Origin of the sequence: Variovorax glacialis, assembly GCF_051216375.1 — a bacterium.
Lineage (GTDB): Bacteria > Pseudomonadota > Gammaproteobacteria > Burkholderiales > Burkholderiaceae_C > Variovorax.
The window spans coordinates 661213-688028 of the sequence record NZ_JBPJZT010000001.1; the positions used below are offsets into that span (position 1 = coordinate 661213).

The following is a 26816-nucleotide window of genomic DNA, read 5'->3' on the forward strand; positions in this document are numbered from 1 at the left end:
TTACCCCACACACCCGAAAGCAAGCGAATGGCGACCAAGACTTCCACCGGCGCCCCAAGCAAGGCGAGCGCCGACGGCGAATCCGGCCGCACAAACGCAGCGGCACCGGCGCGTGCCAAGACCCCCCTGCGGCAGCTTCAGACACTTCCCGAGCAGATCGCCGAGCTGATTTTCACCTCCATCGCCAACGGCGAGTACGAGCCGGGCGAGCGCATTCGCGAGGAGGCGCTCGCGGAACAGTTCGAGGTCAGCCGGGGCCCGGTGCGCGAGGCCTTGCGAATCCTCGAGAAGGACTCGGTCGTGCGCATCCTGCCCAATCGCGGCGCCCACGTCACGCAGCTCTCGATCAAGGAAGTGGCCGACATCTTCGAGATCCGCCGCAAACTGTCCGGAACGATGATCGCCCGGCTCTCGGTCGAGGAGGCCGCAACTCTGGCGGCGGCGATCGACGTCGACATCCGAGCGCTCGACGCCCTCGCCCAGGACCCTGACGGCGCCGGCGACTACTTCCAGACATCGTTCAGCCTCAGCCGCGCCCTGCGCGAGGCCTGCAGCAACGAGCGGCTGGCCGAGATCCTGGCTTCCCTGTCGCGGCAGACCCTGCGCTACACCCAACTCGGCCTGGCCACGCCGGCGCGGCGCAAGGAGTCGGCGCGCAACTGGCGCGCCATGCAGAAGGCGCTGAAATCCGGGAACGTGGACGTCGCCGCCGAGGCGGCCGAGAAGCTGATCGAGGATTCGAAGCGCGAGGCGATCAAGCAACTCGAAGCGCGCCAGTCCGCCCGCGACGGTTGAGAAGGCCCGCCGCCCCGGCTAGTCCCCCAGGCCCAGGACCATCACCATATAGGCCGACATCACGAGCCCGCCGGCCTGCATCAGGCAGTTGCGCGCCCCCGGCACCTGCCGCTCGCCGCACTCGCCGCGCAACTGGCGCACCGACTCGATCATCAGCGGCATGCCGAACATGCCGCCATGGTTGAAGGAGAGGCCGCCACCCGAGGTGTTCATCGGAAACGCGCCGCCCGGTGCAATGCGCCCGCCCTGCACGAAGGCGCCGCTCTCGCCGCGCCCGCAGAAGCCCAGCGCCTCGAGGCCGACGAGCACGTTGATCGTGAACGCGTCGTAGATCTGCACCAGGTCGATGTCGCCATGGCGCAGGTCGGCGCGCGCCATCGCGAGGCGACCCATCTCGGCGAGCACGCCGTTGTCGATCCAGTCGTCCATGCCGAACGGCGTGGCGTGCTGGATGTACTGCTCGGCAAAGCCCTGCACGAGCACCTGCGGCCGTGCAAGGTCCCGGGCGCGTTCGGCCCGCACCAGCACGATCGCGCCGGCACTGTCGGTGACCTGGCAGATGTCGAACTTGCGCAGCGGATCCGCAATCATCGGCGCGGCCAGGTACTCCTCCATCGACAGCGGTGAGCGGGCGATGGCGTTCGGATTGAGCTGGGCCCAGCGTCTGGCCGCGAGCGCGACCTCGCCCAGGTCCTCCGCGCGCGTGCCGTAGCGGTGCATGTGCAGGCGCGCCTGCATCGCATAGAAGCCGATCGGGCTCAGCATGCCGTAGGGCAGCACGAACTGGCCGCTCGGCATGCGTGCGTCCTGCGCCGCCCCGCCGCGCGAGCGGCTGCGGTCCAGGCGCTGCGTGCTGCCGTAGGTGATCAGGGCCACGTCGCAGAGGCCGGCTTCCATCGCGGCCATCGCGTGGGCGACGTGGGTGAGGTTGGACTGCCCGCCGACGACGGTGCTGTCGACATAGCGCGGCGCCAGACCCATGTACTCCGTGACCAGCAGCCCGGCAGCGCGGTCGTCCCAGTGCGCGAACACGCCGTCCACGTCGGACGGCTTCAGGCCGGCGTCAAGGATCGCCTGCCGCGCCGCGGCGCATTGCAGCCCGAGGGCGGTGTCGCCCGCCTGGGCCTTGCCCATGCCGGCCTCGCCGACGCCCACGATGGCATAGCGGCCGCTCAGCGCTTTCGGGTCCATGTCGGTTTCCTTCAGACGCGCGCCGACTCGGCGGCGAGCTGGGCACGCACGTCCTTCTTGAGCACCTTGCCGACCGGGCTGCGCGGCAATGTCGGCCAGAACTCCACCTGCTTGGGCGTCTTCAGGCTGCCGAAGCGCGTGCGGCACATCGCGACGATCTCGTCGGCGGTCGCGTTGCCGCCGGCCTTGAGCTCGATCACGGCGGTCAGGCGTTCGCCCCAGTCGGCATCGGGCACGCCGACCACCACGCAATCCTGCACCGCGGGATGGCCCCAGATGACCTGCTCGATCTCGCTCGGATAAATGTTGAAGCCGCCCGAGATCACCATGTCCTTCTTGCGATCGACCACCGACAGGAAGCCGTTCTCGTCGAAGACGCCGATGTCCCCCGTGTGATGCCAGCCGAACGCGCGCGCCTCGGCGGTCGCCTCGGGGTTGTTGTAGTAGCCGGGCGAGACCAGGTCGCCGCGCGCGACGATCTCGCCGCGCTCGCCGATGCCCACGATGTTGCCGTCGTCGTCCATGAGCGCCACCTCGCACGCGCCCGAAGGGCGGCCGGCCGAGGCGAGATGCTTGTCGAGGTCGGCGTCGCCGTGCACGAAATGATCCTTGCGCGAGAGGCAGGTGATCACGCCGGGCACTTCCGACTGGCCATAGAACTGCACGAACACCTGGCCCCAGCGCGCGAGGCCTTCACGCAGCTTGTCGACCGACATCGGCGCCGCGCCGTACATCACGTACTCGAGCGAGGTGCAGTCGCGCGTGGCCACATCGGGGTGGGCGAGCAGGCGGTAGATCATCGTGGGCGGCAGGAAGATGTGCGTCACCCGCTCGCGCTCGATCGTCTCGAGAATGACGCCCGGGTCGGCCGAGCTCGCGATCACGTTGCGTGCGCCGATGCGGGCCAGCGCGACCATCGTCGCACCGGCGGCATGCGTGAGCGGCGCGACGACGAGGTGCACCGGATCCTTGCGCGGCGGCATGAACTGGTTGCTGATCCGGTAGGCCGTCTCGAGCGAGCGGTGGCTCTGCATGATCGCCTTGGGCCGGCCCGTGGTGCCGCCGGACGACTTGATGATCGCGATGTCATCGGGCTCGCGCCGGACGTTCACGCGCTGGCCGGCGAACGCGCGCAGCCACTGCGTGATGCTCGGGCCCTCGGCCTCCAGCGGCTCGGTCAGGCCGATCACGCGCCGCAGCGTCGGTATCTCGGCCTTCATCCGCTCCAGGTGCGGCGCGTACTGCGCGTGGCAGATCAGCACCGCCACCTCGCAGAACCCCGCGAACCAGACGATGTCCTCGATCGGATCGCGCGCGTTGAGCGGCACGAACACCGCGCCGCTGCGCATCACGCCGAGCATCGCGGGCAGGACCATCGGGTGATTCGGCGAAAGCACGGCCACATGGGTGCCGGGCTGCACTTCGCGCGCCAGCGCGGCGGCAACGGCATGCGAGGCGTCGGCCGCTTCACGGTAGCTGAGCTGCACGCTGCCGCCTTGCACGAAGGCGCGGTCCGGAAAGGCTGCGGCGCCAGCGTCGAAGGAATCGATGATCATGGGGTCTCCAGTATTCAGGGTTGGTTGGCGCCCCGGGCGCCCTCGGAACCGGCGCCATCGTCACCGGTGAGCCGGAACATCGGCAGGGCGATCTCGGTGCTCGCGCGCTCGAAGCACACCTGCACGCGCGCGCCGATCGCGAGCTGGTCCAGGTCCGAGGCGAGGATGCCCGCCAGCATGCGCACGCCCTCGTCGAGTTCGATCATCCCGATCGCATAGGGAACGCGCGTTTCGAAGGCAGGGTGGCCGGCCACGTGGCACACGGTGTAGGTGTAGACCCGCCCGAAGCCGCTGGCCTTGACCCATTCGATCTCTTCCGACAGGCATTGCGTGCAGAAGCGGCGCGGATAGAACTGGTGGCGCGCGCAGGCGCGGCAGTGCTGGATCTTGAGCGTGCCTTCCAGCGCCGCACCCCAATAGGGGACCGTTTCGGCCGTGGGGATCGGCAAGGGGCGTGCCGGGGGCGGATTCATCGTGTTTCCTTCGGTACTGCTTGCGGTTTGGACCATGATCTTGTCTCCGGTCGGACGGGCTTTCGCCCACCTGGCGCAGCGGGCTGCTGCAATGTCTCGATTAAATCATGGCCACATTCATATTGTCAACAATCTGAATGTCAGGTAAAGTTCGTGCATCGGCGCTCCACCGCCATGCAACGAGGCACACCCCCATGAGCACACAGACAAAGATTCGCTCCGAGATCACCGGTACCGTCTGGAAGATCCTGGTCAAGCCCGGCGACACCCTGCAGGCCGACGACACCCTCATGGTGCTCGAATCCATGAAGATGGAGATCCCGGTCATCGCCCCCGAAGCCGGCCGCGTCGTCGAGCTCCTCATCGCCGAGGGCGATCCCGTGCGCGAGGGCCAGGACGTCGCGCTCTTCGTCGAGGAATGAGCGCCATGGAAGACTCGCGCGCGGACGAGGAGGTAATCGCATGAGCCCCACATTCGCACCAGCGGACGCGGCCGTCAATGCCGCCGCCTTCGACGTCTCCAGCCACGACGGACAGAAGGCGGAGCTGGACCGGCGTATCCACACCGCGCGGTCCATGGGCGGCGCGGAAAAGCTCGCGCTGCGTCGCGCGCGTGGCCACCTCGACGCACGCGAGCGCATCGGGCAGCTGCTTGATGCGGGTTCGTTCAGCGAGACCGGCCTGCTGGCCGTCTCGGCGATGCCGGCCGATCGCGATGCCTCGCCGGCCGACGCCAAGATCACGGGCACGGGCCGCATCGACGGGCGGCGCGTGGCCGTCGTGTCGAACGACATGACGGTCAAGGGCGCGTCGTCCTCGGCGACCAACATGCGCAAGATCGCACGCCTGAAGGACACGGCAAACCGGAGCGGCATGCCACTCATCTTCCTTGGCGAATCGAGCGGCTCCAGGGTGCCCGACAGCCTGGGTGCCGAAGCGATGGCCGCGGCCGGGCAGGATCCGCAGCAATACTGCCGCCGCCGCGAGACTCCTTGGGTCAGCGCGGTTCTCGGCCCCTGCCTGGGTTCGTCGACCTGGTACACCTGCCTCTCCGACTTCGTGGTCATGCGCAAGGGCGCGTTCCTCGCGGTGTCGAGCGCGAGAGTCACCTCCCTGGCGATCGGGGAAGACGTCCAGCCCGAAGAACTCGGCGGCTGGAAGCTCCATGCCGAACGCACGGGCCTGGTGGACGTGGTCGTCGATGACGACCTCCAGGCGCTGGCGGCGATCCGTCGCTTCCTCGGCTACCTGCCGTCGCACGCGGGCGGTCGGCCACCCCTGCTGTCCGCGGCCGAGGTCATCGCGCCGGACCCCGACCAGTTGCCCGAACTCGTACCGTCCGCGCGAACCCGGACCTACGACATGCGCAAGGTCATTGCCGGCATCGTCGATGAAGGCAGCTTCTTCAACCTGAAGGACCGCTTCGGTCGTGCGGCCGTCACCGGCCTTGCGCGGCTCGACGGCGAAAGCGTGGGCATCGTTGCCTCGAACCCGATGTTCAAGGCCGGCGCGATGGACCCCGAGGCCTGCCGCAAGGTCACTTCGTTCCTGGTCATGTGCGATTCCTTCAACATTCCTCTCGTCTTCCTGGTCGACACGCCGGGTTTCCTCGTCGGCATCGAGGGCGAAAGGAACGCGGCACCTGCGCACATCATGAACATGATCCACGCGGTGCAGCTGTGCAGCGTGCCCAAGCTGTCGGTGATCGTGCGCAAGAGCTACGGACAGGCCTACATCAACATGGGCGGCGGCCGCAACAGCGACGCGGTGGCCGCCTGGACCAGCGCCGATGTCAGCTTCATGGATCCGCAGATCGGCGTCAGCGTGCTGCACGGCATCCGGCGCGAGGACGACCCCGAGCGCTTCGACCGACTCAAGGCCGAGCTGGGCCGCGACACCTCGGCCTACGCGCTGGCTGGTGCGTTCGGCGTGCAGGCGGTGATCACGCCGCAGCAGACCCGCGCCTGGCTCGTCGAAGGCCTGGCCACATACCGGCGCGATCGCAACGACGGCATCGGCGAGCACGAGATGCGCTCGTGGCCCACCTACCTCTGAGCGACCACCCTGGATCCAAGGGCGCTGGAATCCAGCACCCAGACAACAAAGAGACACTTCCCATGAATCCCGCACTGTCCGCCACCGACGCTCCCACTGCCACCGAACCCCGGCGCCTTTCGCGCATCTACGCCTGGGCTGTCTTCGCCCTCACTTTCGGCCTCATGCTGTCCGACTACCTGTCGCGCCAGGTGATCGGCGCCGTCATGCCGGCCCTCAAGGCCGAATGGGGCCTGTCGGACGCGCAGCTCGGCATGCTCGTGAGCGTGGTCTCGCTCACGGTCGGCGTGCTGACGGTGCCGATCTCCCTGATCGCGGACCGATGGGGACGGGTCAAGAGCATCACGCTGATGGCGATCGTGTGGTGCCTGGCCACGATCGCCTGCGGCCTCGCGCAGAGCCACGGGCAACTGCTGACGGCCCGTGCCTTCGTGGGGCTCGGCGAGGCCGCCTACGGCGCGGCCGGGGCCGCGCTGCTCGCGCACGTGTTCCCGGCCAAGCAGCGTGCCGCGGTGTTGGGCGCGTTCCTGTCGGCGAGCCTGTTCGGCTCGGTGCTCGGCGTCGTTGTCGGCGGCGCCGTCGCGGCACAGTCCGGCTGGCGCATGGCCTTCTTCGCGGTCGGCGCGCCGGGGCTGGTGCTCGCGCTGATCTATCCGTTCGTCGTCCGCGACTACCAGACCGCCGCCTTGCCCGGCGATCGCAAGGAAACCGCCTCGACGTCCATGGACCTTCGCCGCATCGCGCGCGAGGTCTTCGCGTCGCGCGCCGGCAACTTCGCCTACCTCGCGAGCGGACTGCAGATGGCGATGCCCGCGCTGCTGATCGCGTGGCTGCCGACCTACTTCGTCCGCTTCTACGCCATGGACGTCAAGAAGGCGGCCCTGATGGCCGGTGTTGCAGTGCTCGCGTCGGGCGTGGGGATGATCTTCGGCGGCGGCCTGGCCGACCGGTTGAGCGCCCGGCATCCCGAACGTCGAGCCCTGGTGCCCGCCATCTACTCGACGCTCACCGCGATGATCCTGATCGCCGCCTTCGCGCTCCCGCCCGGTCCGGTGGGGCTGGGCCTGATATTCCTTGGCGCCCTGTTCGCCGCGGCCCAGGGCGGGTGCTCCGCCGCCATCGCCTGCGACGTCACGCATCCCGGCGTGCGCGCCACGGTCGCGGCGACGCTGACGCTGGCCAACAACCTGATCGGCCTGGCGCCCGGGCCGCTGATCGTCGGTGTCCTGTCCGACGTGGTCGGCCTGCAGCGCGCGCTGACGCTCACGCCGTTGCTGGCCCTCGCGGCGGCGGTGTGCTTCGTACTGGTCTCGCGCAGCTACGCGGCGGACGTGGCCCGCCAGCGCGCCCGGGCCGCGCAGGAAGCCGCTTAGCCCGCCAACGGCCATCGCACCGCGAGATTTACCCATGAACCTCTCCCTCACGCTCGCCGGCTGGCGGCAGCCCGCGCGCACCAATTTCCACGGCATCCTGGTGTCGGCCGTGGTGGCCGTCGCCGCGATCTCGCTGGCCGACCACTACCACGTCTCCGCGATGCTCTTCGCCCTGCTGCTTGGCATGGCGCTGAACTTCCTCTCGACTGAAGGGCGGTGCGTGCCGGGCATCCGGTTTTCCGCGAGCACGCTGCTGCGCATCGGCGTCGCGCTGCTCGGGGTTCGCATCACGCTGGCCCAGGTGACCGCCCTGGGCGCCATGCCGATCGCGATGGTCGTGCTGTCGGTGGCGCTCACCATCGGCTTCGGCATCGTGCTGGCGAGGATGCTCGGCTACCGCGACCGCTTCGGCGTGCTCACCGGCGGCGCCGTCGGCATCTGCGGGGCTTCGGCGGCGATGGCGATCGCCGCCGTGATGCCGGCCCACGCAGAGGATGGCGTGAAGGAGCGCGCCACGATCTTCACGGTGATCGGCGTCAGCACGCTCTCGACGGCCGCGATGGTGCTCTATCCGATGCTGGTCACCGCGCTCGGCTTCGGCGGGGCGCACGCCGGCATCTTCTTGGGGGGCACCATCCACGACGTGGCACAGGTGGTCGGCGCTGGGTACGGCATGTCCAAGGAGACCGGCGACGTCGCGACGATCGTCAAGCTGCTGCGCGTCGCGATGCTGCTGCCGGTGATCCTCGTCATCACCCTGTCCTACCGCAAGGCGCATGTCGCCGGTCCGTCCGGCGCGCCGAAACCGCCGCTGCTGCCCTGGTTCGTGGTCGCGTTCGCGCTGATCGTTGCGGTCAACAGCGCTGGCCTCATTCCCGCCGTCTTGCAGCATGCGCTGCAGACGCTGTCGACCTGGCTGCTGGTGATCTCGATGGCCGCCATCGGCATGAAATCGCACCTGAAGGACTTCGCCACCGTCGGCCTGAAGCCCATCGCGCTGATGGTGAGCGAGACGGTGTTCCTCGCGGTCCTCGTGATCGCCTTCATCTTCTTCACACGCTGAGACCCCAAATGCACGTTTCCCGAACCGAAGAATGGCAGGTGAAGCCATGACGACTGCCCATGAAGCCCTCCGGCGCCTGCGTGAAGGCAACGAGCGATTTGCCTCCGAGGTTCACACCGGCCAGCGCTTCCTCGGACGCATGCGGCGCGCGAAGACCAACGTCGAGCAGAAGCCCTTCGCGATCATCCTCGGCTGCTCCGACTCCCGCGTGCCGGTCGAGATCGTGTTCGACCAGGACCTCGGCGACCTGTTCGTCATTCGGGTGGCCGGCAACATCGCCGCCCCTTCGCAACTCGGAAGCATCGAATTTGCGGCGGCGGAGTTCGGCACGCCGCTGGTCGTCGTGATGGGACACACGCACTGCGGCGCGATCCTCGGGACGCTGGAACAGTTGCGCCGGCCGACCGAGGCCCGCTCGCCCCACATGCGCTTCATCGCCGAACGCATCCGGCCTGCCGTGGCCGACCTGCTGGCCCCCGAACTCGGCCACGACCGCGAGACCCTGATCCGCAAGAGCGTTCGCGCGAACGTCGACCAGTCGGTTGAGCAGCTGCGGCGCGGTTCGAAGATTCTCGAGCGTCTCATCGACGCCGGCCAACTTCAGGTCATCGGCGCCGAGTATTCGCTGGAGACGGGCCGGGTCGAGTTCTTCGACGATCTGCCGTCCCTCGAGCCGGCCTCCCAGCATTCCCCCAACGTTTGAAATCCACCGGAGAGACACATGACTTCCATTCTTCGTCGCCGTGGCCTTGTCGCCACCCTGGCCGCCGCTCTCTCGATGCTCGCGGCGCCTGCTGCATTTCCCCAGGCGAGTGCCGACAAGGCGGCGCGCATCATCGTGGCCGGGCCGCCCGGCGGCTCGCTGGACGTTGTCGCGCGCCTCCTGGCCGATGGACTGCAGAAGGAACTGGGCAAGCCGGTGATCGTCGAGACCAAGCCCGGCGGCGGTGGGGCGGTCGCAGTCGGCGACCTGACGCAGTCGCCGCACGACGGCAATACGATGGTCGTCTCGCTCGACGCGCTGGTGAGCGAGATTCCGCACATCGTCAAGCTGCGTTTCGACATGGCCAAGGAAGTCAAGCCGCTGGCTGAACTCGCACGCGGCGGGCTCGTGCTGGTGGGCCATCCTTCCGTGCCGGCCAGGAATCTGAAGGAGCTGACCGCCTACGTGAAGACCCATCCCGGCAAGGTGAGCTACGCCTCCTACAGCGCCGGCACGGTGTCGCACGTGATGGGCCTGCAACTCAACAAGGCTGCCGGCATCGACATGCTGCACGTCGCCTACAAGGGCACGCCGCCGGCACTGGCCGACGTGATGGGCGGGCACATCGAGCTGATGTTCGCGGGGATTCCGAACGCGATTCCGCTGATCAAGGGCGGGAAGATCGTCCCCTACGCGGTGAGCCTGCCGCAGCGCTCGCCGAACCTGCCCGACGTGCCAACCTTCGCCGAACTGGGCTACCCGCAGATCGAGGCCACGGCCTGGGTGGGCCTGTTCGTGACGCCGGACGTGCCGGCCGAGGCCCAGGCCCGCTTGCGCGACGCGACGCTGAAGGTGATGGCACAGCCCGCCACGCGAGAACGCCTGCGGGAGTTCGGCCTCGATGCAGGTCAGCCGCGGACGCCGGAAGAGTTGACGAAGTCGCTGCGCGCGGACTACGAGCGCATCGGCGTCGTGCTGAAGTCGGTCGATTTCAAGCCCGAGTAGGTCATGGACACGATGCGCCGCAAGGCGCTCACATGCATCGTCGCGGCCATTGGCGCGGCGATGAGCGCGCCGGCGCTCGGCCAGTCGCAGTCGCCGATCCGGCTCGCGCTGATCGAGAGCATGAGCGGCCCCTTCGCCAACACGGGCGAGGCGGTGTTCCGCAATCTGCTGTGGGCGGTGGAGCGCGTCAATGCGCGCGGAGGCATCAAGCTGCCGGGCGGTTCGCGCTTTCTGCAGTTGGACCGCTATGACAGCAAGGGGCAGAACGAAGAGGCGCTGTCGGCCCTGCGCGCCGCCATGGACGACGGCGCGCGGATCGTGCTGCAAGGCAACTCGTCGGCCACCGCCGCCGCGCTGATCGACGCGATTGAGAAGAACAACGAGCGTGACCCGTCGAATCGGGTGCTTTTCCTCAACTACTCGGCGGTCGATCCGGTGCTCACCAACGAGCGCTGCAGCTTCTGGCATTTCCGCTTCGACGCGCATGCCGACATGCGCGTGACGGCCCTGATGGATGTCCTCAAGGATGACAAGGCACTCCAGCGCGTCTACCTGATCGGGCAGGACTACAGCTTCGGCCAGGCGGTGCTGCGCGAATCCCGGCGACAACTCGGCGTGCTTCGCCCGGACGTGAAGATCGTCGGCGACGAGTTGCACCCGATGGGGCGGGTCAAGGACTTCGCGCCCTATGCGAGCAAGATCCTCGCGAGCGGCGCACAGGCCGTGATCACCGGCAACTGGGGCAATGACCTGACCCTGCTTGTGAAAGCCGCGCGTGAAGCCGGTTTCAACGGCACCTTTTACACCTTCTACGGCAATGCGCTGGGCGCGCCGGCGGCGCTCGGCGATGCCGGCATCGGGCGCGTGGTCGCGGTGGCCGACTGGCTGCCGAACGTGCAGACGGCGCAGTCCGAGGCTTTCTACAAGGCCTTCCGCGAGCGCTTCCCCAAGCCGTCCGACGACTATGTCCACATGCGCATGCAGTTGATGATCGAGGCGCTAGCGCAGGCGATCGAACGCGCAGGCAGCGTCGACACGGCGGCCGTCGCGCGCGCGCTTGAAAAGGCCAACGTCACGCTCGCGGGCCAGAGCGGCCACATGCGTGCGGCCGACCACCAGTTCCAGCAGACCCTCGTGGTCGGCGTGATGGACAGGCAGGGCACGCCCGGCGTGAAATTCGACGTGGAAGGATCCGGCTACGGCTTCCGGGTCGTCAAGACCATCCCGGCCGATCGCGCCGAGATGCCGACCACGTGCAGGATGAGCCGCGCGGCCTGACGGTCGATGTCCCGCAGGGGGGTCCGGAGAAGCGCGCCTGACAGCGCCTCAACGCTCCAGCACGTACGTTCCCGGCGCCGCGCAGAGCGGGCGATGGGTGCGCGAGCCCGCTTTCTTCGGAGCTTCGACCTGAGCACCGGAGCGCTCCTGCATCCATGCGCGCCAGTGCGGCCACCAGCTCCCTTCGTGCCGCACCGCGGCGCGCGCCCAGTCTTCGGGATCGGCCTCGCGGCCCGGTGCCGTCGAGAAGAAGGCCTTCGGTGCGCCGGGCGGGTTGATCAGGCTCTGCAGGTGACCGGCGTTCGCGAGCACGAAGGTCGAGTCCTCGCCGAACAGGCGCGCCGTGCCATAGCAGCTCTTCCAGGGCGTGATGTGGTCGGTGAGCCCACCGATCACGTAGGCGCAGATGTCCACCTTCGACAGGTCGATCGGCACGCCCTTGATCGTCATCGCACCCGGATGGACATAGGGATTCTTTTCCATGATGTCCAGCAGATCGGAATGGAACTTCGCCGGCAGGCGCGTGGTGTCCGCATTCCACGCGAGGATGTCGAAGGCCGGTGGCTTGTTGCCGAGCAAATAGTTGTTGACCCAGTAGTTCCAGATCAGGTCGTTGGGACGCAGCCAGGCGAACATGGCAGCCAGCTCGGAGCCCTCGATCACGCCCTTGCTGCGTGAGCGGGCCCGCGCGGCGCGCACCGCCGTGGGCGAGTTGAAGAGTCCCAGCGTGGTCTCGTTCATCGCGCCGGCGCCGTCGAGCACGCACACCGCCCACGACACGTTGGCCACTTTCCTGTCACCGATGCCGGCGAGGTAGCCGAGGTAGCCCGCCAGCGTCATCCCGCCCGAGCAGGAGCCCCACATGTTCACGTCGGGGCTGCCGGTGATCTTGCGCGCCACATCGACCGCTTCGTCCACCGCCATCGCGTAGTGCTCGAGGCCCCAGTCGCGATGCGCCGGCGTAGGGTTGCGCCAGCTGATCATGAACATCTGCACGCCGCTGTCCACCGTCCACTTGACGAGGCTCTTCTCCGGGGCGAGGTCCACGGCGTAGAACTTGTTGACCTGAGGCGGCACCATGACCAGCGGGCGCTGGTACACCTTGGGCGTGGTCGGCGTGTACTGGATCAGCTCGAAGGTCTCGCAGCGATACACGACCTGGCCGGGCGAGGTGGCCATGTTCTCGCCGATCTTGAACGGCGTGCTGTCCACCTGCATCGGCATCATGTGGTTGTGCCGCATGTCGTGCACGAGGTTCTTCAGGCCGCTCACCACGCTTGCCCCGCCGGTGTCGACCACCTTGCGCACCGCGGCGGGGTTGCCCACGAGCCAGTTGCTCGGCGCCAGGGCGTCGGTCACGAGGGCGGTGAGAAACTGCGCCTGGCCCTTCTCGCGCTCGCCCAGCCTGGACCCGGCGATCAGGTTGTGGAACTCGTTGTGCGTGAGCAGGTAGTTCTGCATCAGCCGCTTGTAGGCAAAATTGCCCTGCCAGGCGGGATCGCCGAAGCGCCGGTCCTTGGGGTCCGGCGCGAGTTCGGACTTGCCCTGCACGATCTTGCCCAGCGCCTTCGCGTACCTGGCGAGCGAGCCGACGGTGGCACCCGGCGACACCGTGGCCAGCTTGAGCAGCGACTGGGTGGCCTCCGCGAAGTCGGCGGCGCGCAGCCCGAGGAGCGGGTTCGGCACCAGCGTGTTTTCGCTCGCGCGTGCGACCAGGTCGCTGAGTTCGTTGACGACGGCCGTCGGATCGGAGGACGCGCCTGCGCGGCGCTTCGCGGTCTTTGCGGCCGGTGGGGTCTTCTTCGGGGCCGCTTTTTTCGCTGCCGTGGTGGAAGCTGTCCTCATTCCTGTCTCCTTCTGTCTTCTCGGGGGTCCAACCATTCAGGGCCTGTCCAGGAACTCGCGGATGGCCGCGACGGATTCATCGGCGCGGGTCATCAGGAACATGTGGCCGCAGTCGAACACCTTGAGCTCCGACTTGTGGATCAGCCTGTGCATCAGCCGCGCATTGGCCAAGGGCACCAGCGGGTCGTCGGCACCTGCCATCAGCAGCGTGGGCTGGCGAAGGCCTGGCAGCCAGTGGATGCTGGTCCAGCCCGAGGCGGCCAGCAATTGCAGGTAGTAGCCCAGCTTCGACTTGTACTTGACGTGACGGAACAGTTCGGCCGCCAGCGCGGGGTCCTTGCGGAAGTCGCCGCCGTAGATGTCGCCGCTGATGCTGCGCGCGTAGTCGGCATTCATGTAGCGCCTGGGTGTCGCCATCTTCCACAGCACGCTGGGGCTGGCCGGCACCATCACCACGCCTGGCGCGGTCGCGCAGAGGATCAGTCGCCGGCAGCGCTTGCGGCAGGTGTAGGCGAACTCCTGGGCCGCGGCGCCACCCCACGAGACGCCCAGTACGTCGACTTCGCCGATGCCGAAGCGGTCGAGGATCTGCGCAGCCAGGCGCGCGATGCCGCCGAGCCGGTAAGGCCAGCGCGGCAACTCGGACTGGCCGACGCCCGGGATGTCGAAGATGACGATGTCGCGCTCGGGCATCAGCGCTGCCAGCGGCGCCAGCAGCTCGATGTTGCCGCCGATGCCGTTGAACAGCAGCAAGGGCACGCCCTTGCCGTTGCCTGGCTTGCGGCCGACGCGCACGTGCATGGGGTTCGACGGCGTGCCGAGTTCCATCATTTCGATGGCAAACGGCCCCGGCGCCGCGGTGGTGCGGGGCGCTGCACCGCGCGCGGCGGCAAGACGTTGGAGGGTGACTGTAGACATGACCCGGATTGTCGGAGCGTGCCGGCGATGTCGCGAAACTCGCGATGCAGGATTTACCCTAGCCGGCGTTGGCTCGCATCAGGTCGCGCTCAGCGAAAAGCCGTTGCCGGACAGCTGCACCTGGGCCTTGCGCCCGCGCTTCGCGAGGCCGTCCACGAGGTCGACCACGGGATGCCGGAGGCTGAAATGATCGTCCGTCGCGGTCGGCCCGAGGCCGTTGATCTTCTCGTCGCCGTACATGTAGCGCAGCAGCAGCTCGTCGTCGCCGATGTCCTTGTAGCGCTGGCGAAGGCCCGGGAGCACCGGTTCGATGGCGGGCGGCGTCAGCGCCACGTCCTTCGAGCCGTTGCCGATGATGCGGTCCTTCACGTTCGCGTCGACCGGCAGCGGCAGCTCGCCGAAATAGCCGCAGACGTACTTCTTCACTTCGTCCGGCACGACCTTGTAGCGCTCGTTGTTGAGCACGTTCATCACGGCCTGCGCCGAGACGATCGCCGGATAGGGCGTGACCATGATCGGCGAGCCGAGCTCCACGCGCACGCGGCCGATCTCCTCGAGCACGGCCGGCAGCTTGTCGGGCATGCCCGCGAGCTTCAGCTGCGACTCGAGATTGCTCATCGCGCCGCCTGCGAACTGCGTGATGTAGTGGCTGGGCTCGTACTCGGCGGGCACGCCGACCGGCTGGCCTTCGCGTTCGGCCAGCGCACCGAAGTAGCCGCCGACCTCGTCGAGCAGGCCATCGTCGACGGCCACGTCGAAGCCGATCTCGCGCAGGTTGCGCGCGATCATCTGGGCCGCCGGCAGCGAGTTGCCGTTGGCCAGGGGGTCCACCGCCGTGAGGATGGTGTCGGCGCCATGCGCGGCCGCCTCGATCGCGAGCAACGGCCCGAGGCCGGTCAGGCAATGGGTGTTGAACTCGAGTCGTGCGCGGTCGCCGATCGCCTGCTTGATCGCCGGGACGAGCGTGCGCACGCGCTCGAGGGTCAGGACACCGGCCGCATCGGCGAGCGCGATGGTCCGGACGCCGAAGCGCTCCACCGCTTCGCGCGCCTTGGCGGCATACAGCGCGTCGTCGTAGCCCGGCGCGATGTTGTAGCCGAGCAGGTAGGTCACGTCGGCGCCGAGCCGGTGCGCCGCGGCGATGCTCGGGGCGAGGTTGTCCGAGCACAGCAGGGCATCGAACAGGCCGATCTCGCGGATGCCGTTGGCGACCTGCCGTTCGACGAAGAGCTCGGTGATGTCGTCGGCCACCGGAAAGAAGCCGCGCATCAGGTTGCCGCGCACGGCCGCGCGCAGGGGCGTGCGGCGGATCCGCTGGCTCAGCAGGCGGATGCGCTCGAACGGGTCCTGGTTCAGGAACAGCACGCTCGCATCGAACTGGACCAGCGCGATCGCCTGCATCGACAGGAAGCCGGCGCGGTCCATGCGCTCGGCGATCGGCAGCATGTGCTCGGTGCGCATGCGGGTCGCCCACAGGCACTGCTGGCCGTCGCGCAGCGTGTCGTCGGTCAGGTGGACGGTGCGGCGCTGGCCGGTGCGCGCGGTTTCCGCGGCGACGCGTTTCTTGAGAGGGTCGAGCATGGCTTCAGCCTTCCGTGCCTTGGAGTTGGATCGAGACGCCCGGGCCCTGCACGCTGAGCCGCGCGTAGGGTGTGGCGCGTGCCGTGAGTCCGGCGAGAAGAGCTTCGGCCGGCGTCACGCTGACGTAGCGCAGCGTGTCGGGCGAAGCGGCTTCGGGCAGCGCTTCTGGCGCGACGCCACAGGCCTGCGAGACCACCAGCGCGGCATCGCTCGTCCCGAGGTGGGCCGCACGCAAGGCGTCCACCGATGTCGGGGCCGTCCTCGGCAATGCACCGACGCGTTGCGCGAGCCGGGCATCGACGTCCTTCGAGCCCGCGCCGTACACCTGCTGCAGCGCACGCCGCACGCCGGGTCGGATCTCGGCGTAGCGGGGCACGCCCTGGAGGTGCAGCAGCGCCTGCTCGGCGATCGGGTGCGCAAACGGCGCGAGCATCGGCGGCCCGCCGACTTCGCCGCGCACGCGGGCGCACTCGTTGGCAAAGGCGTGCAGCCGGTGCAAGAGGCCCGCATCGGCCAGCTGGCGGATGAATTGCGCCGCCACCTCACCCGGGAGTTCGTGCACGTAGGGCGCGAGGTCGAACACCCAGGCGCGGCCCGGCGCGAAGCCGTGGCAGTCGGCCATTCCGGCGAGCAGGCGGTCGGCCTCGCCGACGGCGTAAAGCAACTGGTCGCTGGCGGGCGTGCCTTGCGCGAGCAGGCGCAGCGACCTCAGCAGCGTGCCGATGGCCGGCACCGACGCGCCGTTCGCCAGCGGCGCGAAGGCCGTGTCGAGCCCGTCGATCCCGAGGCGCACCGCCTCGAGCGCGACCAGGGGCCCGAGCCCCGTCTGGCAGCGCAGGTGCAGATCGAGCGGCGTGCCGTTGAGGCCGCGGCGCAGGGCGGGCAGCAGGGTGACCATACGATCGGCGGTCAAAAGGCCGGCTTCGTCGCGCAGCATTACGCGGTCAGCGCCGGCAACCGCGAGGGCCGAGGCCCTGGCGCGCAAGGCGTCGTCGCCGTGCGTCGAGGCCTGGGCGTACGGCAGCGCGGCGATCGTCGCCAGGCCGAGCGCCCGGGCCGCCCTTAGCACCGGCGCCATGCGCTCGATGTTGAGCAGCGGGTCTATCAGCACGATCTCGGCCACACCGCGCTGCGCGAGTTCGCGCAGCCACAGCGTGGCGACCTCGGTCGTGATGACGTCGCGGTCGCGCCGGCCATGCTCGGTCAGCAGCGAAAGCGCCGCGCGCAACGCAACGCCGGGACAACGCGCGCGCAGCAGTTCGATGCGCTGCCAGGGGTTCTCGCCGCGCGCCACGCACTGTTGCAGCGCGGCCAGCGAGGCGACCTCGACCGCCGCGGGACGCGTGGCCGCCAGCCGCTCGGCGAGGGCGAGGGCCATCGGCGTCGTCATGCCGCCGGCCCAGCGTGCGCTCTGGCCGTCGGTGAGGCTGACGTCGGTGTAGCGCAGCACGGGCAGCACGGCGTCGGTCATGGCTGCGCTCCGGCTTCGGCTTGGGCCGCCTTGGCGGCCTGGGCGGCGGCCTTCTGGGCCGCCTTGCGCTCGGGCAGGAAGGTTTCCTCGACCCAGCGGGTCGTGACCTTGCCATCGACGAAATCGCCGTGCGCGAGGACCGCGTCATGGAACGGCGCGGTCGTCGAGGGGCCCTCGACCCGCAGGCCGCCGAGCGCCTCGCGCATCCGCGCGATGGCTTGCTGGCGCGTCGGTGCGTGCACGATCAGCTTGCCGAGCAGCGAGTCGTAGTAAGGCGGCACGGTGTAGCCTGCATAGCAGTGGCTGTCGACGCGGATGCCTTCGCCGGCGGGCACCTCCCAGCGCGAGATCAGTCCCGGGCGCGGCAGGAAGTTGCGGTCCGGGTCCTCGGCATTGATGCGGCACTCGATCGCATGGCCCTGCAACTGCACGTCGGCCTGCGTGAACGACAGCGGCAGTCCGGCCGCGACGCGGATCTGCTCGGCCACCAGGTCGAAGCCCGTGATCATTTCCGTCACGGGGTGCTCGACCTGAATGCGCGTGTTCATCTCGAGGAAGAAATAGCGGTTGTCGCGCTGGTCGACCACGAACTCGATCGTGCCGGCGCCGCAGTACTCGGCGTTGCGCGTGAGGCTCACGGCGCACTCGCCCATGGCGTGGCGCATCGCCTCGTCGACCGCGGGGGAGGGCGCCTCCTCGATCAGCTTCTGGTGGCGCCGCTGCGTCGAGCATTCGCGCTCCCCGAGGTAGACCACGTTGCCGTGCATGTCGGCCATGACCTGGATCTCGATGTGGCGTGCGTGCTCGATGAACTTCTCCATGTACAAGGTCGCATCGCCGAAGGCCGATCGCGCCTCGTTGGCCGCCGAACTCATCAGCGATTCGAGCTCGCTCTCGTCCCGCACGATGCGCATGCCGCGACCCCCGCCGCCGGCGGTCGCCTTGATCAGCACCGGATAGCCGATCTCGGCACCGACGCGCTGGGCATGCGCCACGTCGGACAGGGCGCCCGAACCCGGCACGCGCGGCACGCCGGCCTTCTGGGCCAGGCTCACCGCCGTGATCTTGTCGCCCATCGCATCGATGGCGTCGGCGGAGGGGCCGACGAAGACCAGCCCGGCCTCGACGCAGGCGCGCACGAAGGACGAGCGCTCGGAAAGGAAGCCGTAGCCGGGGTGCACCGCATCGCAGCCGGTCTGCAGGGCGGCCTCGACGATCCTGTCGGCGCGCAGATAGCTTTCGGCTGCGAGCGGCGGACCGAGCACGACCACCTGGTCGGCCATTTTGGCGGCGAGGGTCTCGGTGTCGGCCTCGGAGACGCCGACGACGGCTTGGATGCCGAGGCTGCGGCAGGCGCGGATCACGCGCACGGCGATCTCGCCGCGGTTGGCCACGAACACGCGGCGGATGTCGCGCTTCGCGACGGGGAGTGAAGCAGTCTTGTCCATGGTCAGGCCTCCTGCGCGGGCTTGATCAGCATCACGATCTGGTCGTGCTGCACCGGCTTGCCGTTCTCGATCACGATGCGCTCGACGGTGCCCGTGATGCCGGCCTTGACCGTGTTGAACATCTTCATGACCTCGACCAGGCACACCGTGTCGTCGGCCTGCACCGTGCTGCCGACGGTGACGAAGGGCGGCTGATCGGGGCTCGGCCGCAGATAGAAGCTGCCGACCATCGGAGCGCGCACGGCGACCAGGCCCTCGGGCACCTCCACCAGGGTTTCCGGCGCATCGGCCTGGGCGGTGCCCCCAGGCGCCTCGGTCGGTTCGGCGTTCGGAGTGGCCTGCCGCGGGACTGGTCGTTCGACGCCGGCCGACGAAGCGCCGGGCTTGCGGGCGTGAAGTTCGAACTCGCCGACCGTGACGTCCAGGGATTCGAGATGCGCGGCGCTGTCCAGGATTTCGAGGATGCGACGGACGTCGGTATGGGATAGGGGCATGGCCTTTGTCTCCAGTACGGCGGAAGTGTCCGCCTTTCGTTGGCGCAGCGTGTTGCTGCAATGTCTCGATTAGATCATGGCCACATTCCGATTGTCAACAATCTGAATGTCAGGTAAAGTTCGTGCATCGGCGCTCCACCGCCATGCAACGAGGCACACCCCCATGACCACCCACACCAAGATTCGCTCCGAGATCACCGGCACCGTCTGGAAGATCCTGGTCAAGCCCGGCGACATCCTCCAGGCCGACGACACCCTCATGGTGCTCGAATCCATGAAGATGGAGATCCCGGTCGTGGCCCCCGAGGCTGGCCGGGTGGTCGAGATCCTCATCGCCGAGGGCGCGCCCGTGCGCGAAGGCCAGGACGTCGCACTCTTCGAAGAGGAGTGAGCGCCATGAAGCAGGCCGACGCCGACACGCAGAGCCACGGCGCGGAAGCCGATGCGCCGCCGGTGCGCGCTTCGTCCGCGGGCCGCCAGCTGATGACGCTTGCCGAGCAGATCGCCGAGCGCATCTCGTTGTCGATCGCGAGCGGCGACTACGCGCCGGGCGACCGCATCCGCGAGGACGCGATCGCCGAGCAGCTCGACGTCAGCCGCGGCCCGGTCCGCGAAGCCCTGCGCATCCTCGAGCGCGATGCCGTCGTGCGCATCCAGCCCCACCGCGGCGCGCACGTCACGCAGCTCAGCATCAAGGAGGTCGGCGATCTGTTCGAGATCCGCCGCGACCTGATCGGCGCGATGGTCCGCCGCCTTGCAGCCCGCGACGACGACTTCATGGCGGCCATCGAGGCCGGCGTGTGCGAACTCGAGGCCGCTGCCCACGGTGTCGTCGAGGCCGAGGCCTATCTCGCGATCAGCAATCGGCTCGGTCGGCTGCTCGCCGACGCCTCGGGCAACGAGCGGCTCGCGGAAATCCTGGGCTCGCTCGCACGGCAGACCCGGCGCTACTCGATGCTCGGTCTCGCGAGCGCCGCGCGGCGCGACGAATCGGCGCGCACCTGGCGCTCGATGGTGACCGCGCTGAAGGCCGGCGACGCGAACGTCGCGGCGGACGCCATCGAGGACCTGATCGACGCCTTGCGACGCGAAGCCATCCGGCGCCTGCAGGCCGCCGGGCCGACCCTCGACCCCCTCACACAGACAAAGGATGGATCCTCATGAGTTCCGAACGAATCGCAGGGCATGCCCTGTCCTGGGCGGCGACGCAGTTCCGCGACCGGCCCGCCGTGGTCTTTCGCGACCGCAGCTACAGCTACACCCAGATCGAGCGTCGCAGCAATCAGCTCGCCAACACGCTGATCGGCCTGGGCCTGACCCCGGGCGAACGGCTCGCAGTGCTGCTGAACAACTCGGTCGAAAGCATCGAGGCCCAGTTCGGTGCCGAAAAGGCCGCACAGGGCTACGTGGCGCTGAACGCGCGCCACACGGTGCGCGAGCAGGCCGGCATCCTCAACGACGCGGGGGCCTCGGTGCTGATCGCCGGCGCGGAGTTCCGCGAGTCGGTGCAACAGGTCCGCCTGCTCGTGCCAACGCTGCGGGTCGTGATCGGCGTGGGCTGGCACGACGCCCACGTGCTCGACTACGACCTGCTGCTCGAGCGTGCGTCCGACCGCGCGCCCTGGCTCAAGGTGCCCGCCGACCTGCTGCTGCGCATTGCCTACACCTCGGGCACCACCGGCCAGCCCAAGGGCGTGGCCTACAGCATCGAACGCTTCGAGGCGCGGCTCGCCAACCACTTCGCCGCGATGGAGTACGGCCTCGGCATCGACGATGCCATGCTGCATGTCGGTCCGCTCACCCACGCGGCCGGCGTGCACCTGATGCCGTGCTACCTGCGCGGCGCGCGCAACATCGTGGCCGACCGCTTCGATGCCGAGGAAGTGGTGGCGAAGATCGCCACCGACCGCATCAGCCAGCTGATGGTCGTGCCCACCATGCTGGGCCGCCTGCTCGAAGTGATCGCCGCCAACCCCGCCGCTGACCTGTCCGCGCTGCGCCGGGTGCACTACGGCACGGCGCCCACGCCGACGAGCATGGTGCACGAGGCCCTGGAGCGGCTGGGCCCGATCCTGCGCCAGCAATACGGCATGACCGAGGCCGTGCAGCCCCTGTGCGTGCTCTACCCGCACGATCACCTGCAGGACGGCCGGCCCTCGGATCGCATCAGCTCGTGCGGGCGGCCCACGATGAACGTGGACATCACCGTGCGGGACGCCGACGGCCGTCCCCTGCCGACCGGCGAGATCGGCGAGATCGCGATCGCGCACCGCGGCATCGGCGAAGTCGCGTTCTGGCGCCGCCCCGAGCTCGAGCGTGAATCCATCCGCGACGGCTGGTACTACAGCGGCGACCTCGGGCGCTTCGACGACGAAGGCTTTCTCTCCATCGTGGGCCGCAACAAGGACATGATGATCAGCGGCGGCTTCAACGTCTACGCCCGGGAGGTCGAGGATGCGCTGCACACCCACCCGGCCGTGGCCGAAGTCGCCGTGCTCGGCCTGCCCGACGCCCAGTGGGGCGAGGTCATCGCAGCCTTCGTGGTCCGCCGCCCCGGAGAAGCGGGCGATGCCAACACGCTCGCGCGGCACTGCGCCGAGCTGATCGCCGGCTACAAGAAACCGCGCGTGATCGAGTTCGTCGACGCGCTGCCGCGCAACCACGCGGGCAAGGTGACCAAGAACGACCTGCGCGATGCCTGGCTGGCACGCCATCCCCAAGGTACCCAAGGAGCAACTTCCCAATGAACACCGCGACGACAACCGCGTCCCAGCCCGCCAGGGGCGAGTGGACCGACGACCTCGAAGAGCTAGCCCAGCGCCGCGCAATTGCGCGCGAACTCGGCGGCGAAGAGCAGGTCGCGCGCCACCACGCGCAAGGCAAACTCACCGCGCGCGAGCGCATCGACCACCTGCTCGACGTTGGCAGCTTCAGGGAGATCGGCGCGCTGGCCGGCGGCGTGAAGTACGGTGCCGATCGAAAGCGCGAGAGCTTCACGCCGAGCAATGCCGTGCTCGGTGTCGGCCAGATCGCCGAACGGCGCACGGTCGTCTCGTCCGACGACTTCACGATCCGCGCCGGCTCCTCGGAAGGGTCGGTGTCGGAAAAGTGGATCTTCGCCGACCGCTACGCCTGGGAGTACAAGCTGCCGATCGTGCGCATGGTCGACAGCGCCGGCGGCAGCGTGAAGCTGCTGGACAAGCTCGGCCACACCAAGATCCCGGGTTACGCGATGCTGCCGATGACGCAGCTGCTCGGCGCCGTGCCGGTGGTCGGCATCGCGCTCGGCGCCTGTGCGGGCCTCGGCGCGTTGCGGGTCGCCTCGTCCCACCTCGCCATCATGATCCGCGGCAAGAGCCAGATCTTCGCCGGTGGCCCGCCCGTCGTGAAGCAGGCGCTCGGCCTCGACATCGACAAGGAAACGCTCGGCGGCTATGACGCGATGCACCGCTACAGCGGCACCGTGCAACTCGCGGTCGACACCGAGGAAGAGGCGCTGCAGGCCACGCGACGATTCCTTTCCTATCTTCCGGGCAATGTGTGGGAACAGCCGCAGCGCGCGGCCTGCGACGATCCGGCGGATCGCTGCGACCCCTGGCTCAACCAGGCGATCCCGGCCGACAAGCGCAAGATCTTCCAGCCGCGCAAGATCCTGAAGTCGATCTTCGACCAGGGCTCGGTGTTTGAGCTGTCGCCCGACTTCGGCGGCTCGACCATCACCTGCCTGGCCCGGCTGAACGGCCACGCGGTGGGCGTGATGACGAACAACCCGATGGTGATGGGCGGTGCGCTCACGCGTGCCGCGGCGCTGAAGATGGCGCGCTTCGTCGACCTGTGCGACACCTTCCACCTGCCGATCGTCAACCTGGCCGACCAGCCCGGCGTGATGACCGGTCCCGACGCGGAGCGCGAAGGCACGCTCGCGGCCGCGATGCAGACCCTGCACGCGATCGAGCAGTCGGGCGTGCCGTGGCTGGCGATCGTGCTGCGGCGTTGCGTGGGCCTCGCCGGCGCGATGCTGAGCCCGTGGCACGGCCCCTCGGGGACCGCATTGCCCAATCGCTACGCCTGGCCGTCGGCACGCTGGGGCTCCATCCCGGTCGAAGGCGGCGTCGCCGCGGCCTACAAGAAGGACATCGCCGCCGCCGAGGACCCGGTCGCGCATCGGCTCGAACTCGAAGCGCACTACCACGCGATCTCGTCACCGATGCGCACGGCCGAACGCTTCGGTGTGCTCGACATCATCGAACCGGCGAGCACACGGCCCCTGCTGTGTTCCTGGGTCGAGGACGCCCACCGGGCGACGGGTCGCCGGCTCGGCCCGGTCGGCCGCACCATGCGCTGACCAGGGCTACCAGGCATCCCGCCAGTGACATCCCAATCGAATCAGACAAGGAGATTCCATGCATCTGCGTCATGAGGCGCCAGCGGAGACGCGCGGCGGCCGCCTTCGCGCGCGCCTGTTGGCAGCCGTGGCCCTCGCGAGCGCCTGGACGCCTCCGGCCCACGCCTCCTTGCTCGAAGGGGAGGCGCTCGACACGGCGGCGGACGTGATGTCCTATGTCGTGCTGCTGCTGGTGCCCTGCCTGGCGATCGCGCTGTTCTGGATCGTGCATGTGATGCCCGAGAAGATCGCCAAGAAGCGCCACCACCCGCAGAAGGCGGCGATCCATACGCTTTGCCTGTTGTCGCTCGTCTTCGGTGGCTTGCTGTGGCCGATCGCCTGGCTCTGGGCGTACACCCGGCCCATTGGCTACAAGTTGGCCTTCGGAACCGAGAAGCACGAGGACTTCTTCGTCGAGCATGGCGAGAAGGCTCTTCGCGATGAGCTTGGCGGCGAACACGTCGACCCGCTGCTCGGCGAGCTGGACGTGCTCGAGCGGCACGGCCACCTGACACCCGAGCTGAAGCGGGTTCGCGAGCGCGTGCTGGCCGCGCAGGAGCGCATCAGCGTCGCCGCCGAGATGCCGCCAGCGAGGGCCGCGTAATGGAAGCGATCCTGCTCGGCATCTATGCCTTCTTCGTCTGGCTGATCTTCTTCAAGCTCAAGTGGCTGCCGTGGAACAACGTCTCGATGGTGATCGTCGTCACGATTCCCGTCGTGGCGATGACGGTGCTGGTCATGCTGCTGAACATCTTCGCGCCTTCGACCGCCGACCTGCGGGTGTTCAAGTACGTGGTGAACATCGTGCCCCAGGTGAAGGGGCGAGTCGTCGACGTGCCGATCGAACCGAACCGGCCGATCAGGCGGGGCGATGTGCTGTTCCGCATCGACCCGACGCCCTACCAGCTCCAGGTGAAGGCGCTGGAGGCGCAGCTCGCGAACGCACAGGGCGGCACGCGCAAGATGCGCGAAGAGCTGAAGGCGGCGACCTCGAAATCCGCCGCGGTACGAGCGCAACTCGAACTCGCGCGCAAGCGGGCCGAACAGAACCGCCAGCTTGTCGCGACGGGTGCCGGCGATCGCTTCGCGCTCGAACAGGCGCAGGCGAACGTGCTGGAGCTGCAGGCGCAGCTCGCGGCGTCGATCGCCGGCGAGGCGCAGGTGCGCGCCAGCCTTTCCGCCACCGTCGATGACGATCAGGCCGAGATCGCGCAGATCAAGGCGCAGCTCGAAAGCGCGAAGTGGGAGCTGGCGCAGACCACCGTCCTCGCGCCGTCGGACGGCTACGCGATCAACCTGCAGTTGCGCCCCGGCGCGATGACGGCGGCATTCCCGGTCACGCCCGCGATGACCTTCGTCGAGAACGAATACCAGGTCATCGCCCTCTACCAGCAGAACGAGCTGCATCAGGTTGCACCGGGCGACGAAGCCGAGTTCTCCCTGAAGACGCGGCCGGGCACGATCTTCAAGGCAAGGGTCGAATCCATCGTGTGGGCGCAAGGGCAGGGCCAGGCGGCCAACTCGACGCAGTTGCCGGCGACCGGCACGGCGCCGATTCCGCCAGGGCGATTCGGCGTGCGGCTCGACGTCGACCCGAGGCACCGGGGCGAGTTCTTCGCTGCGGGGGCGGTGGGCGAGGGCGCGATCTACACCGAACATCTCGCGCTGATCCACATCATCCGCAAGATCATCCTGCGTGTCGGCTCGAAGCTCGACGTGCTGATCCTGAAGCTGCACTGAGCCGGCGCATGAACTCACGCTCCATCCGTATCAGGGCCACGATCGCAGGTGCGGCACTCGTCGCCTCGGGATGCGCGTTGAAGGCGCCGCCCGACCGGGCCGCGCTGGCGGGCGAGGGCCTGGCGAATGCGCCTGCGCCGGCCGCATGGAAGGCCGGCGCGGCACCGGGCAACGTCGGCAACGACTGGATCGCCGGTTTTGGCGACCCCGTGCTGAGCCGGCTCGTCGACGAAGCGTTGACATACAACAACGACCTGCGGGCATCGGCCGCACGGGTCGAGCAAGCCGGCGCCGGCGTGAGGGTCGCGGGAGGGCAAGCGATGCCCGCGATCGACCTCATCGGACGCCGAGGCGGGAAGATGGGAGGCGACGGCTCGGGCCTCAACGGCTGGGTGATCTCGGCTTCCTGGGAGATCGACCTGTGGGGCCGCGTGCGCTATGCCAGGCGGTCGGCCGAGGACCTGCATGCATCGACGCAGGCCGATCTGGCGGCTGCCCGGCAATCGATCGCGGCGCTGGTCGCGAAATCGTGGTTTCTCGCGACCGAGGCGTCGCTGCAGCGCCAGCTCACCCGGGAGATGATCACCGTCAGCGGCCAGTCGATGAAGCTCGCCGACCAGCGCTGGCGCATCGGCGCGTCGAGCGAAGGCGACGTCGTGCAGGCACGGGCCAGCCTGCAGACCTTCATCGATGCCGAGCACCAGATCGACCTGGCCTATACGAAGTCGCTGCGCTCGCTCGAACTCCTCCTCGGTCGCTATCCTGCGGCGGAGTTGAGACCTTCGGCGACCTGGCCACGCGTCGACATGCCCGCGGAAGCGGGCGTGCCGTCGGAGCTTCTCGAGCGCCGGCCCGACATCGTCGCCGCCGGGCGCCGCGTGGCAGCGGCTTTCGACCGCACGCAGGAGGCGCAGGCTGCGCGGCTGCCCCGGGTCTCGCTGACGGCCGGTCTGTCATCGATCACGAGCGAGATGTTCGTGCTCAAGGATCGCGACAACCCCAGCACGAGCATCGGTGCGGGCTTCATCGCACCCCTGTTTCACGGCGGCGCATTGAAGGCGCAGGTCGAAGCCCGCACGGCAGAGCAGCAACAGGCCGTGGCCGCCTGGGCCCAGGTCTCGCTCAAGGCCTTCGGCGAAGTCGAGACGGCGCTGGCCGAGGAAGCGACGCTGCGCGAGCGCGAACCGGTGCTCGATGCGCAAGTGAGGGATGCAGAACGACTGCTCGAGATCGAGAACTCCCGCTACCGCGTGGGCTCGCGCGACCAGCGGACCGTGACGCAACAGGAGCTGGCCGTGTTCTCCGCACGATCGACGCTGTTTCGCGTCCAGGCCGAACGGCGCGTGCAGCGCGTCAACCTCCTGCTGGCGCTCGGCGGTGGCTTCGGCCCCGTCGCCGAGGCCCCATTGGCCCTGCAGGCCCAAGAGAAGCAGCCCTGACCGT

The 26816-nt window shown here is 68.6% G+C and carries 24 protein-coding genes; 15 read left to right on the plus strand and 9 right to left on the minus strand.

Annotated features, from left to right (window positions below):
* Positions 1-27 precede the first annotated feature (27 nt).
* Positions 28-795 (plus strand): GntR family transcriptional regulator, encoded by a 768-nt coding sequence (locus ACSFBL_RS03290; RefSeq protein WP_435514308.1) that lies wholly within the window; start codon positions 28-30, stop codon positions 793-795.
* Positions 796-813: 18 nt separating this feature from the next.
* Here ACSFBL_RS03290 and ACSFBL_RS03295 read toward each other — a convergent pair whose 3' ends face one another.
* From ACSFBL_RS03295 to ACSFBL_RS03305, 3 genes are read right to left on the minus strand one after another with little or no spacing between them, the layout of a single operon-like run.
* Entirely contained in the window at positions 814-1986 is a 1173-nt protein-coding gene (locus ACSFBL_RS03295) for an acetyl-CoA acetyltransferase (protein ID WP_435514309.1), read from the minus strand.
* Positions 1987-1997: 11 nt separating this feature from the next.
* Positions 1998-3542 carry an AMP-binding protein gene (locus ACSFBL_RS03300; protein ID WP_435514310.1) on the minus strand — a complete coding sequence of 515 codons (1545 nt, stop codon included), beginning with the start codon at positions 3540-3542 and terminating at the stop codon, positions 1998-2000.
* Between the two features lie 14 nt (positions 3543-3556).
* Positions 3557-4015, minus strand: a complete 459-nt coding sequence (locus ACSFBL_RS03305; RefSeq protein ID WP_435514311.1) for a Zn-ribbon domain-containing OB-fold protein — start codon at positions 4013-4015, stop codon at positions 3557-3559.
* 194 nt (positions 4016-4209) lie between these two features.
* On the opposite strand from ACSFBL_RS03305, the gene ACSFBL_RS03310 reads away from it, so the two are divergent.
* From ACSFBL_RS03310 to ACSFBL_RS03340, 7 genes are all read left to right on the plus strand, one after another.
* The gene (locus tag ACSFBL_RS03310) at positions 4210-4437 is read left to right on the plus strand and encodes a biotin/lipoyl-binding carrier protein (RefSeq protein WP_435514312.1); all 228 of its coding nucleotides are present in this window, start codon (positions 4210-4212) and stop codon (positions 4435-4437) included.
* 40 nt (positions 4438-4477) lie between these two features.
* On the plus strand, positions 4478-6070 hold the full coding sequence (locus ACSFBL_RS03315; protein WP_435514313.1) for an acyl-CoA carboxylase subunit beta: 1593 nt from the start codon (positions 4478-4480) through the stop codon (positions 6068-6070).
* Between the two features lie 62 nt (positions 6071-6132).
* The gene (locus ACSFBL_RS03320; protein WP_435514314.1) at positions 6133-7443 is read left to right on the plus strand and encodes an MFS transporter; all 1311 of its coding nucleotides are present in this window, start codon (positions 6133-6135) and stop codon (positions 7441-7443) included.
* A 34-nt stretch (positions 7444-7477) separates the two neighbouring features.
* Entirely contained in the window at positions 7478-8506 is a 1029-nt protein-coding gene (locus ACSFBL_RS03325; RefSeq protein ID WP_435514315.1) for a YeiH family protein, read from the plus strand.
* A 46-nt stretch (positions 8507-8552) separates the two neighbouring features.
* Positions 8553-9209: a carbonic anhydrase gene (locus ACSFBL_RS03330; protein ID WP_435514316.1), complete on the plus strand. Its 657-nt coding sequence runs from the start codon at positions 8553-8555 to the stop codon at positions 9207-9209.
* Between the two features lie 18 nt (positions 9210-9227).
* Positions 9228-10214, plus strand: coding sequence for a Bug family tripartite tricarboxylate transporter substrate binding protein (locus ACSFBL_RS03335; protein ID WP_435514317.1), 987 nt, complete (start codon positions 9228-9230; stop codon positions 10212-10214).
* Between the two features lie 60 nt (positions 10215-10274).
* Positions 10275-11492, plus strand: coding sequence for a branched-chain amino acid ABC transporter substrate-binding protein (locus ACSFBL_RS03340; RefSeq protein ID WP_435514527.1), 1218 nt, complete (start codon positions 10275-10277; stop codon positions 11490-11492).
* 48 nt (positions 11493-11540) lie between these two features.
* Here ACSFBL_RS03340 and ACSFBL_RS03345 read toward each other — a convergent pair whose 3' ends face one another.
* From ACSFBL_RS03345 to ACSFBL_RS03370, 6 genes are all read right to left on the minus strand, one after another.
* Positions 11541-13337, minus strand: coding sequence for an alpha/beta fold hydrolase (locus ACSFBL_RS03345; RefSeq protein ID WP_435514318.1), 1797 nt, complete (start codon positions 13335-13337; stop codon positions 11541-11543).
* Between the two features lie 36 nt (positions 13338-13373).
* Complete coding sequence (gene phaZ / locus ACSFBL_RS03350; protein ID WP_435514319.1) at positions 13374-14255, minus strand: poly(3-hydroxyalkanoate) depolymerase; 882 nt, start codon at positions 14253-14255, stop codon at positions 13374-13376.
* Between the two features lie 78 nt (positions 14256-14333).
* Entirely contained in the window at positions 14334-15836 is a 1503-nt protein-coding gene (locus ACSFBL_RS03355) for a carboxylase (protein WP_435514320.1), read from the minus strand.
* 4 nt (positions 15837-15840) lie between these two features.
* On the minus strand, positions 15841-17307 hold the full coding sequence (locus ACSFBL_RS03360) for an acetyl-CoA carboxylase biotin carboxylase subunit family protein (protein WP_435514321.1): 1467 nt from the start codon (positions 17305-17307) through the stop codon (positions 15841-15843).
* Positions 17304-18755 carry an acetyl-CoA carboxylase biotin carboxylase subunit gene (gene accC, locus ACSFBL_RS03365; RefSeq protein WP_435514322.1) on the minus strand — a complete coding sequence of 484 codons (1452 nt, stop codon included), beginning with the start codon at positions 18753-18755 and terminating at the stop codon, positions 17304-17306. Before accC ends, ACSFBL_RS03360 begins: the two co-directional genes overlap by 4 nt.
* Before the next feature lie 2 nt (positions 18756-18757).
* On the minus strand, positions 18758-19249 hold the full coding sequence (locus ACSFBL_RS03370; protein WP_435514323.1) for an acetyl-CoA carboxylase biotin carboxyl carrier protein: 492 nt from the start codon (positions 19247-19249) through the stop codon (positions 18758-18760).
* A 163-nt stretch (positions 19250-19412) separates the two neighbouring features.
* Between ACSFBL_RS03370 and ACSFBL_RS03375 the strand changes: the two genes are divergently transcribed.
* Genes ACSFBL_RS03375 through ACSFBL_RS03405 form a run of 7 tightly spaced genes read left to right on the plus strand, consistent with a single transcriptional unit; the run spans position 19413 to position 26812 of the window.
* The gene (locus ACSFBL_RS03375; RefSeq protein ID WP_435514324.1) at positions 19413-19640 is read left to right on the plus strand and encodes an acyl-CoA carboxylase biotin carboxyl carrier protein subunit; all 228 of its coding nucleotides are present in this window, start codon (positions 19413-19415) and stop codon (positions 19638-19640) included.
* 5 nt (positions 19641-19645) lie between these two features.
* Positions 19646-20413, plus strand: coding sequence for a GntR family transcriptional regulator (locus ACSFBL_RS03380; protein WP_435514325.1), 768 nt, complete (start codon positions 19646-19648; stop codon positions 20411-20413).
* Positions 20410-21996, plus strand: a complete 1587-nt coding sequence (locus tag ACSFBL_RS03385) for a class I adenylate-forming enzyme family protein (RefSeq protein ID WP_435514326.1) — start codon at positions 20410-20412, stop codon at positions 21994-21996. Before ACSFBL_RS03380 ends, ACSFBL_RS03385 begins: the two co-directional genes overlap by 4 nt.
* Positions 21993-23594, plus strand: a complete 1602-nt coding sequence (locus tag ACSFBL_RS03390; protein ID WP_435514327.1) for an acyl-CoA carboxylase subunit beta — start codon at positions 21993-21995, stop codon at positions 23592-23594. Before ACSFBL_RS03385 ends, ACSFBL_RS03390 begins: the two co-directional genes overlap by 4 nt.
* Positions 23595-23652: 58 nt before the next feature.
* Positions 23653-24237, plus strand: coding sequence for a DUF3302 domain-containing protein (locus ACSFBL_RS03395; RefSeq protein ID WP_435514328.1), 585 nt, complete (start codon positions 23653-23655; stop codon positions 24235-24237).
* Positions 24237-25373 carry an HlyD family secretion protein gene (locus tag ACSFBL_RS03400; RefSeq protein WP_435514329.1) on the plus strand — a complete coding sequence of 379 codons (1137 nt, stop codon included), beginning with the start codon at positions 24237-24239 and terminating at the stop codon, positions 25371-25373. The genes ACSFBL_RS03395 and ACSFBL_RS03400 overlap by 1 nt, the downstream gene beginning before the upstream one ends.
* 8 nt (positions 25374-25381) lie before the next feature.
* Entirely contained in the window at positions 25382-26812 is a 1431-nt protein-coding gene (locus ACSFBL_RS03405; protein ID WP_435514330.1) for a TolC family protein, read from the plus strand.
* Positions 26813-26816 lie beyond the last annotated feature (4 nt).

Bases quoted from the DNA above. Each gene is read 5' to 3' on its own strand.
- ACSFBL_RS03290 (WP_435514308.1), top strand. From the start codon at position 28: ATGGCGACCAAGACTTCCACCGGCGCCCCAAGCAAGGCGAGCGCCGAC.
- ACSFBL_RS03295 (WP_435514309.1), bottom strand. From the start codon at position 1,986: ATGGACCCGAAAGCGCTGAGCGGCCGCTATGCCATCGTGGGCGTCGGC.
- ACSFBL_RS03300 (WP_435514310.1), bottom strand. From the start codon at position 3,542: ATGATCATCGATTCCTTCGACGCTGGCGCCGCAGCCTTTCCGGACCGC.
- ACSFBL_RS03305 (WP_435514311.1), bottom strand. From the start codon at position 4,015: ATGAATCCGCCCCCGGCACGCCCCTTGCCGATCCCCACGGCCGAAACG.
- ACSFBL_RS03310 (WP_435514312.1), top strand. From the start codon at position 4,210: ATGAGCACACAGACAAAGATTCGCTCCGAGATCACCGGTACCGTCTGG.
- ACSFBL_RS03315 (WP_435514313.1), top strand. From the start codon at position 4,478: ATGAGCCCCACATTCGCACCAGCGGACGCGGCCGTCAATGCCGCCGCC.
- ACSFBL_RS03320 (WP_435514314.1), top strand. From the start codon at position 6,133: ATGAATCCCGCACTGTCCGCCACCGACGCTCCCACTGCCACCGAACCC.
- ACSFBL_RS03325 (WP_435514315.1), top strand. From the start codon at position 7,478: ATGAACCTCTCCCTCACGCTCGCCGGCTGGCGGCAGCCCGCGCGCACC.
- ACSFBL_RS03330 (WP_435514316.1), top strand. From the start codon at position 8,553: ATGACGACTGCCCATGAAGCCCTCCGGCGCCTGCGTGAAGGCAACGAG.
- ACSFBL_RS03335 (WP_435514317.1), top strand. From the start codon at position 9,228: ATGACTTCCATTCTTCGTCGCCGTGGCCTTGTCGCCACCCTGGCCGCC.
- ACSFBL_RS03340 (WP_435514527.1), top strand. From the start codon at position 10,275: ATGAGCGCGCCGGCGCTCGGCCAGTCGCAGTCGCCGATCCGGCTCGCG.
- ACSFBL_RS03345 (WP_435514318.1), bottom strand. From the start codon at position 13,337: ATGAGGACAGCTTCCACCACGGCAGCGAAAAAAGCGGCCCCGAAGAAG.
- phaZ (WP_435514319.1), bottom strand. From the start codon at position 14,255: ATGTCTACAGTCACCCTCCAACGTCTTGCCGCCGCGCGCGGTGCAGCG.
- ACSFBL_RS03355 (WP_435514320.1), bottom strand. From the start codon at position 15,836: ATGCTCGACCCTCTCAAGAAACGCGTCGCCGCGGAAACCGCGCGCACC.
- ACSFBL_RS03360 (WP_435514321.1), bottom strand. From the start codon at position 17,307: ATGACCGACGCCGTGCTGCCCGTGCTGCGCTACACCGACGTCAGCCTC.
- accC (WP_435514322.1), bottom strand. From the start codon at position 18,755: ATGGACAAGACTGCTTCACTCCCCGTCGCGAAGCGCGACATCCGCCGC.
- ACSFBL_RS03370 (WP_435514323.1), bottom strand. From the start codon at position 19,249: ATGCCCCTATCCCATACCGACGTCCGTCGCATCCTCGAAATCCTGGAC.
- ACSFBL_RS03375 (WP_435514324.1), top strand. From the start codon at position 19,413: ATGACCACCCACACCAAGATTCGCTCCGAGATCACCGGCACCGTCTGG.
- ACSFBL_RS03380 (WP_435514325.1), top strand. From the start codon at position 19,646: ATGAAGCAGGCCGACGCCGACACGCAGAGCCACGGCGCGGAAGCCGAT.
- ACSFBL_RS03385 (WP_435514326.1), top strand. From the start codon at position 20,410: ATGAGTTCCGAACGAATCGCAGGGCATGCCCTGTCCTGGGCGGCGACG.
- ACSFBL_RS03390 (WP_435514327.1), top strand. From the start codon at position 21,993: ATGAACACCGCGACGACAACCGCGTCCCAGCCCGCCAGGGGCGAGTGG.
- ACSFBL_RS03395 (WP_435514328.1), top strand. From the start codon at position 23,653: ATGCATCTGCGTCATGAGGCGCCAGCGGAGACGCGCGGCGGCCGCCTT.
- ACSFBL_RS03400 (WP_435514329.1), top strand. From the start codon at position 24,237: ATGGAAGCGATCCTGCTCGGCATCTATGCCTTCTTCGTCTGGCTGATC.
- ACSFBL_RS03405 (WP_435514330.1), top strand. From the start codon at position 25,382: ATGAACTCACGCTCCATCCGTATCAGGGCCACGATCGCAGGTGCGGCA.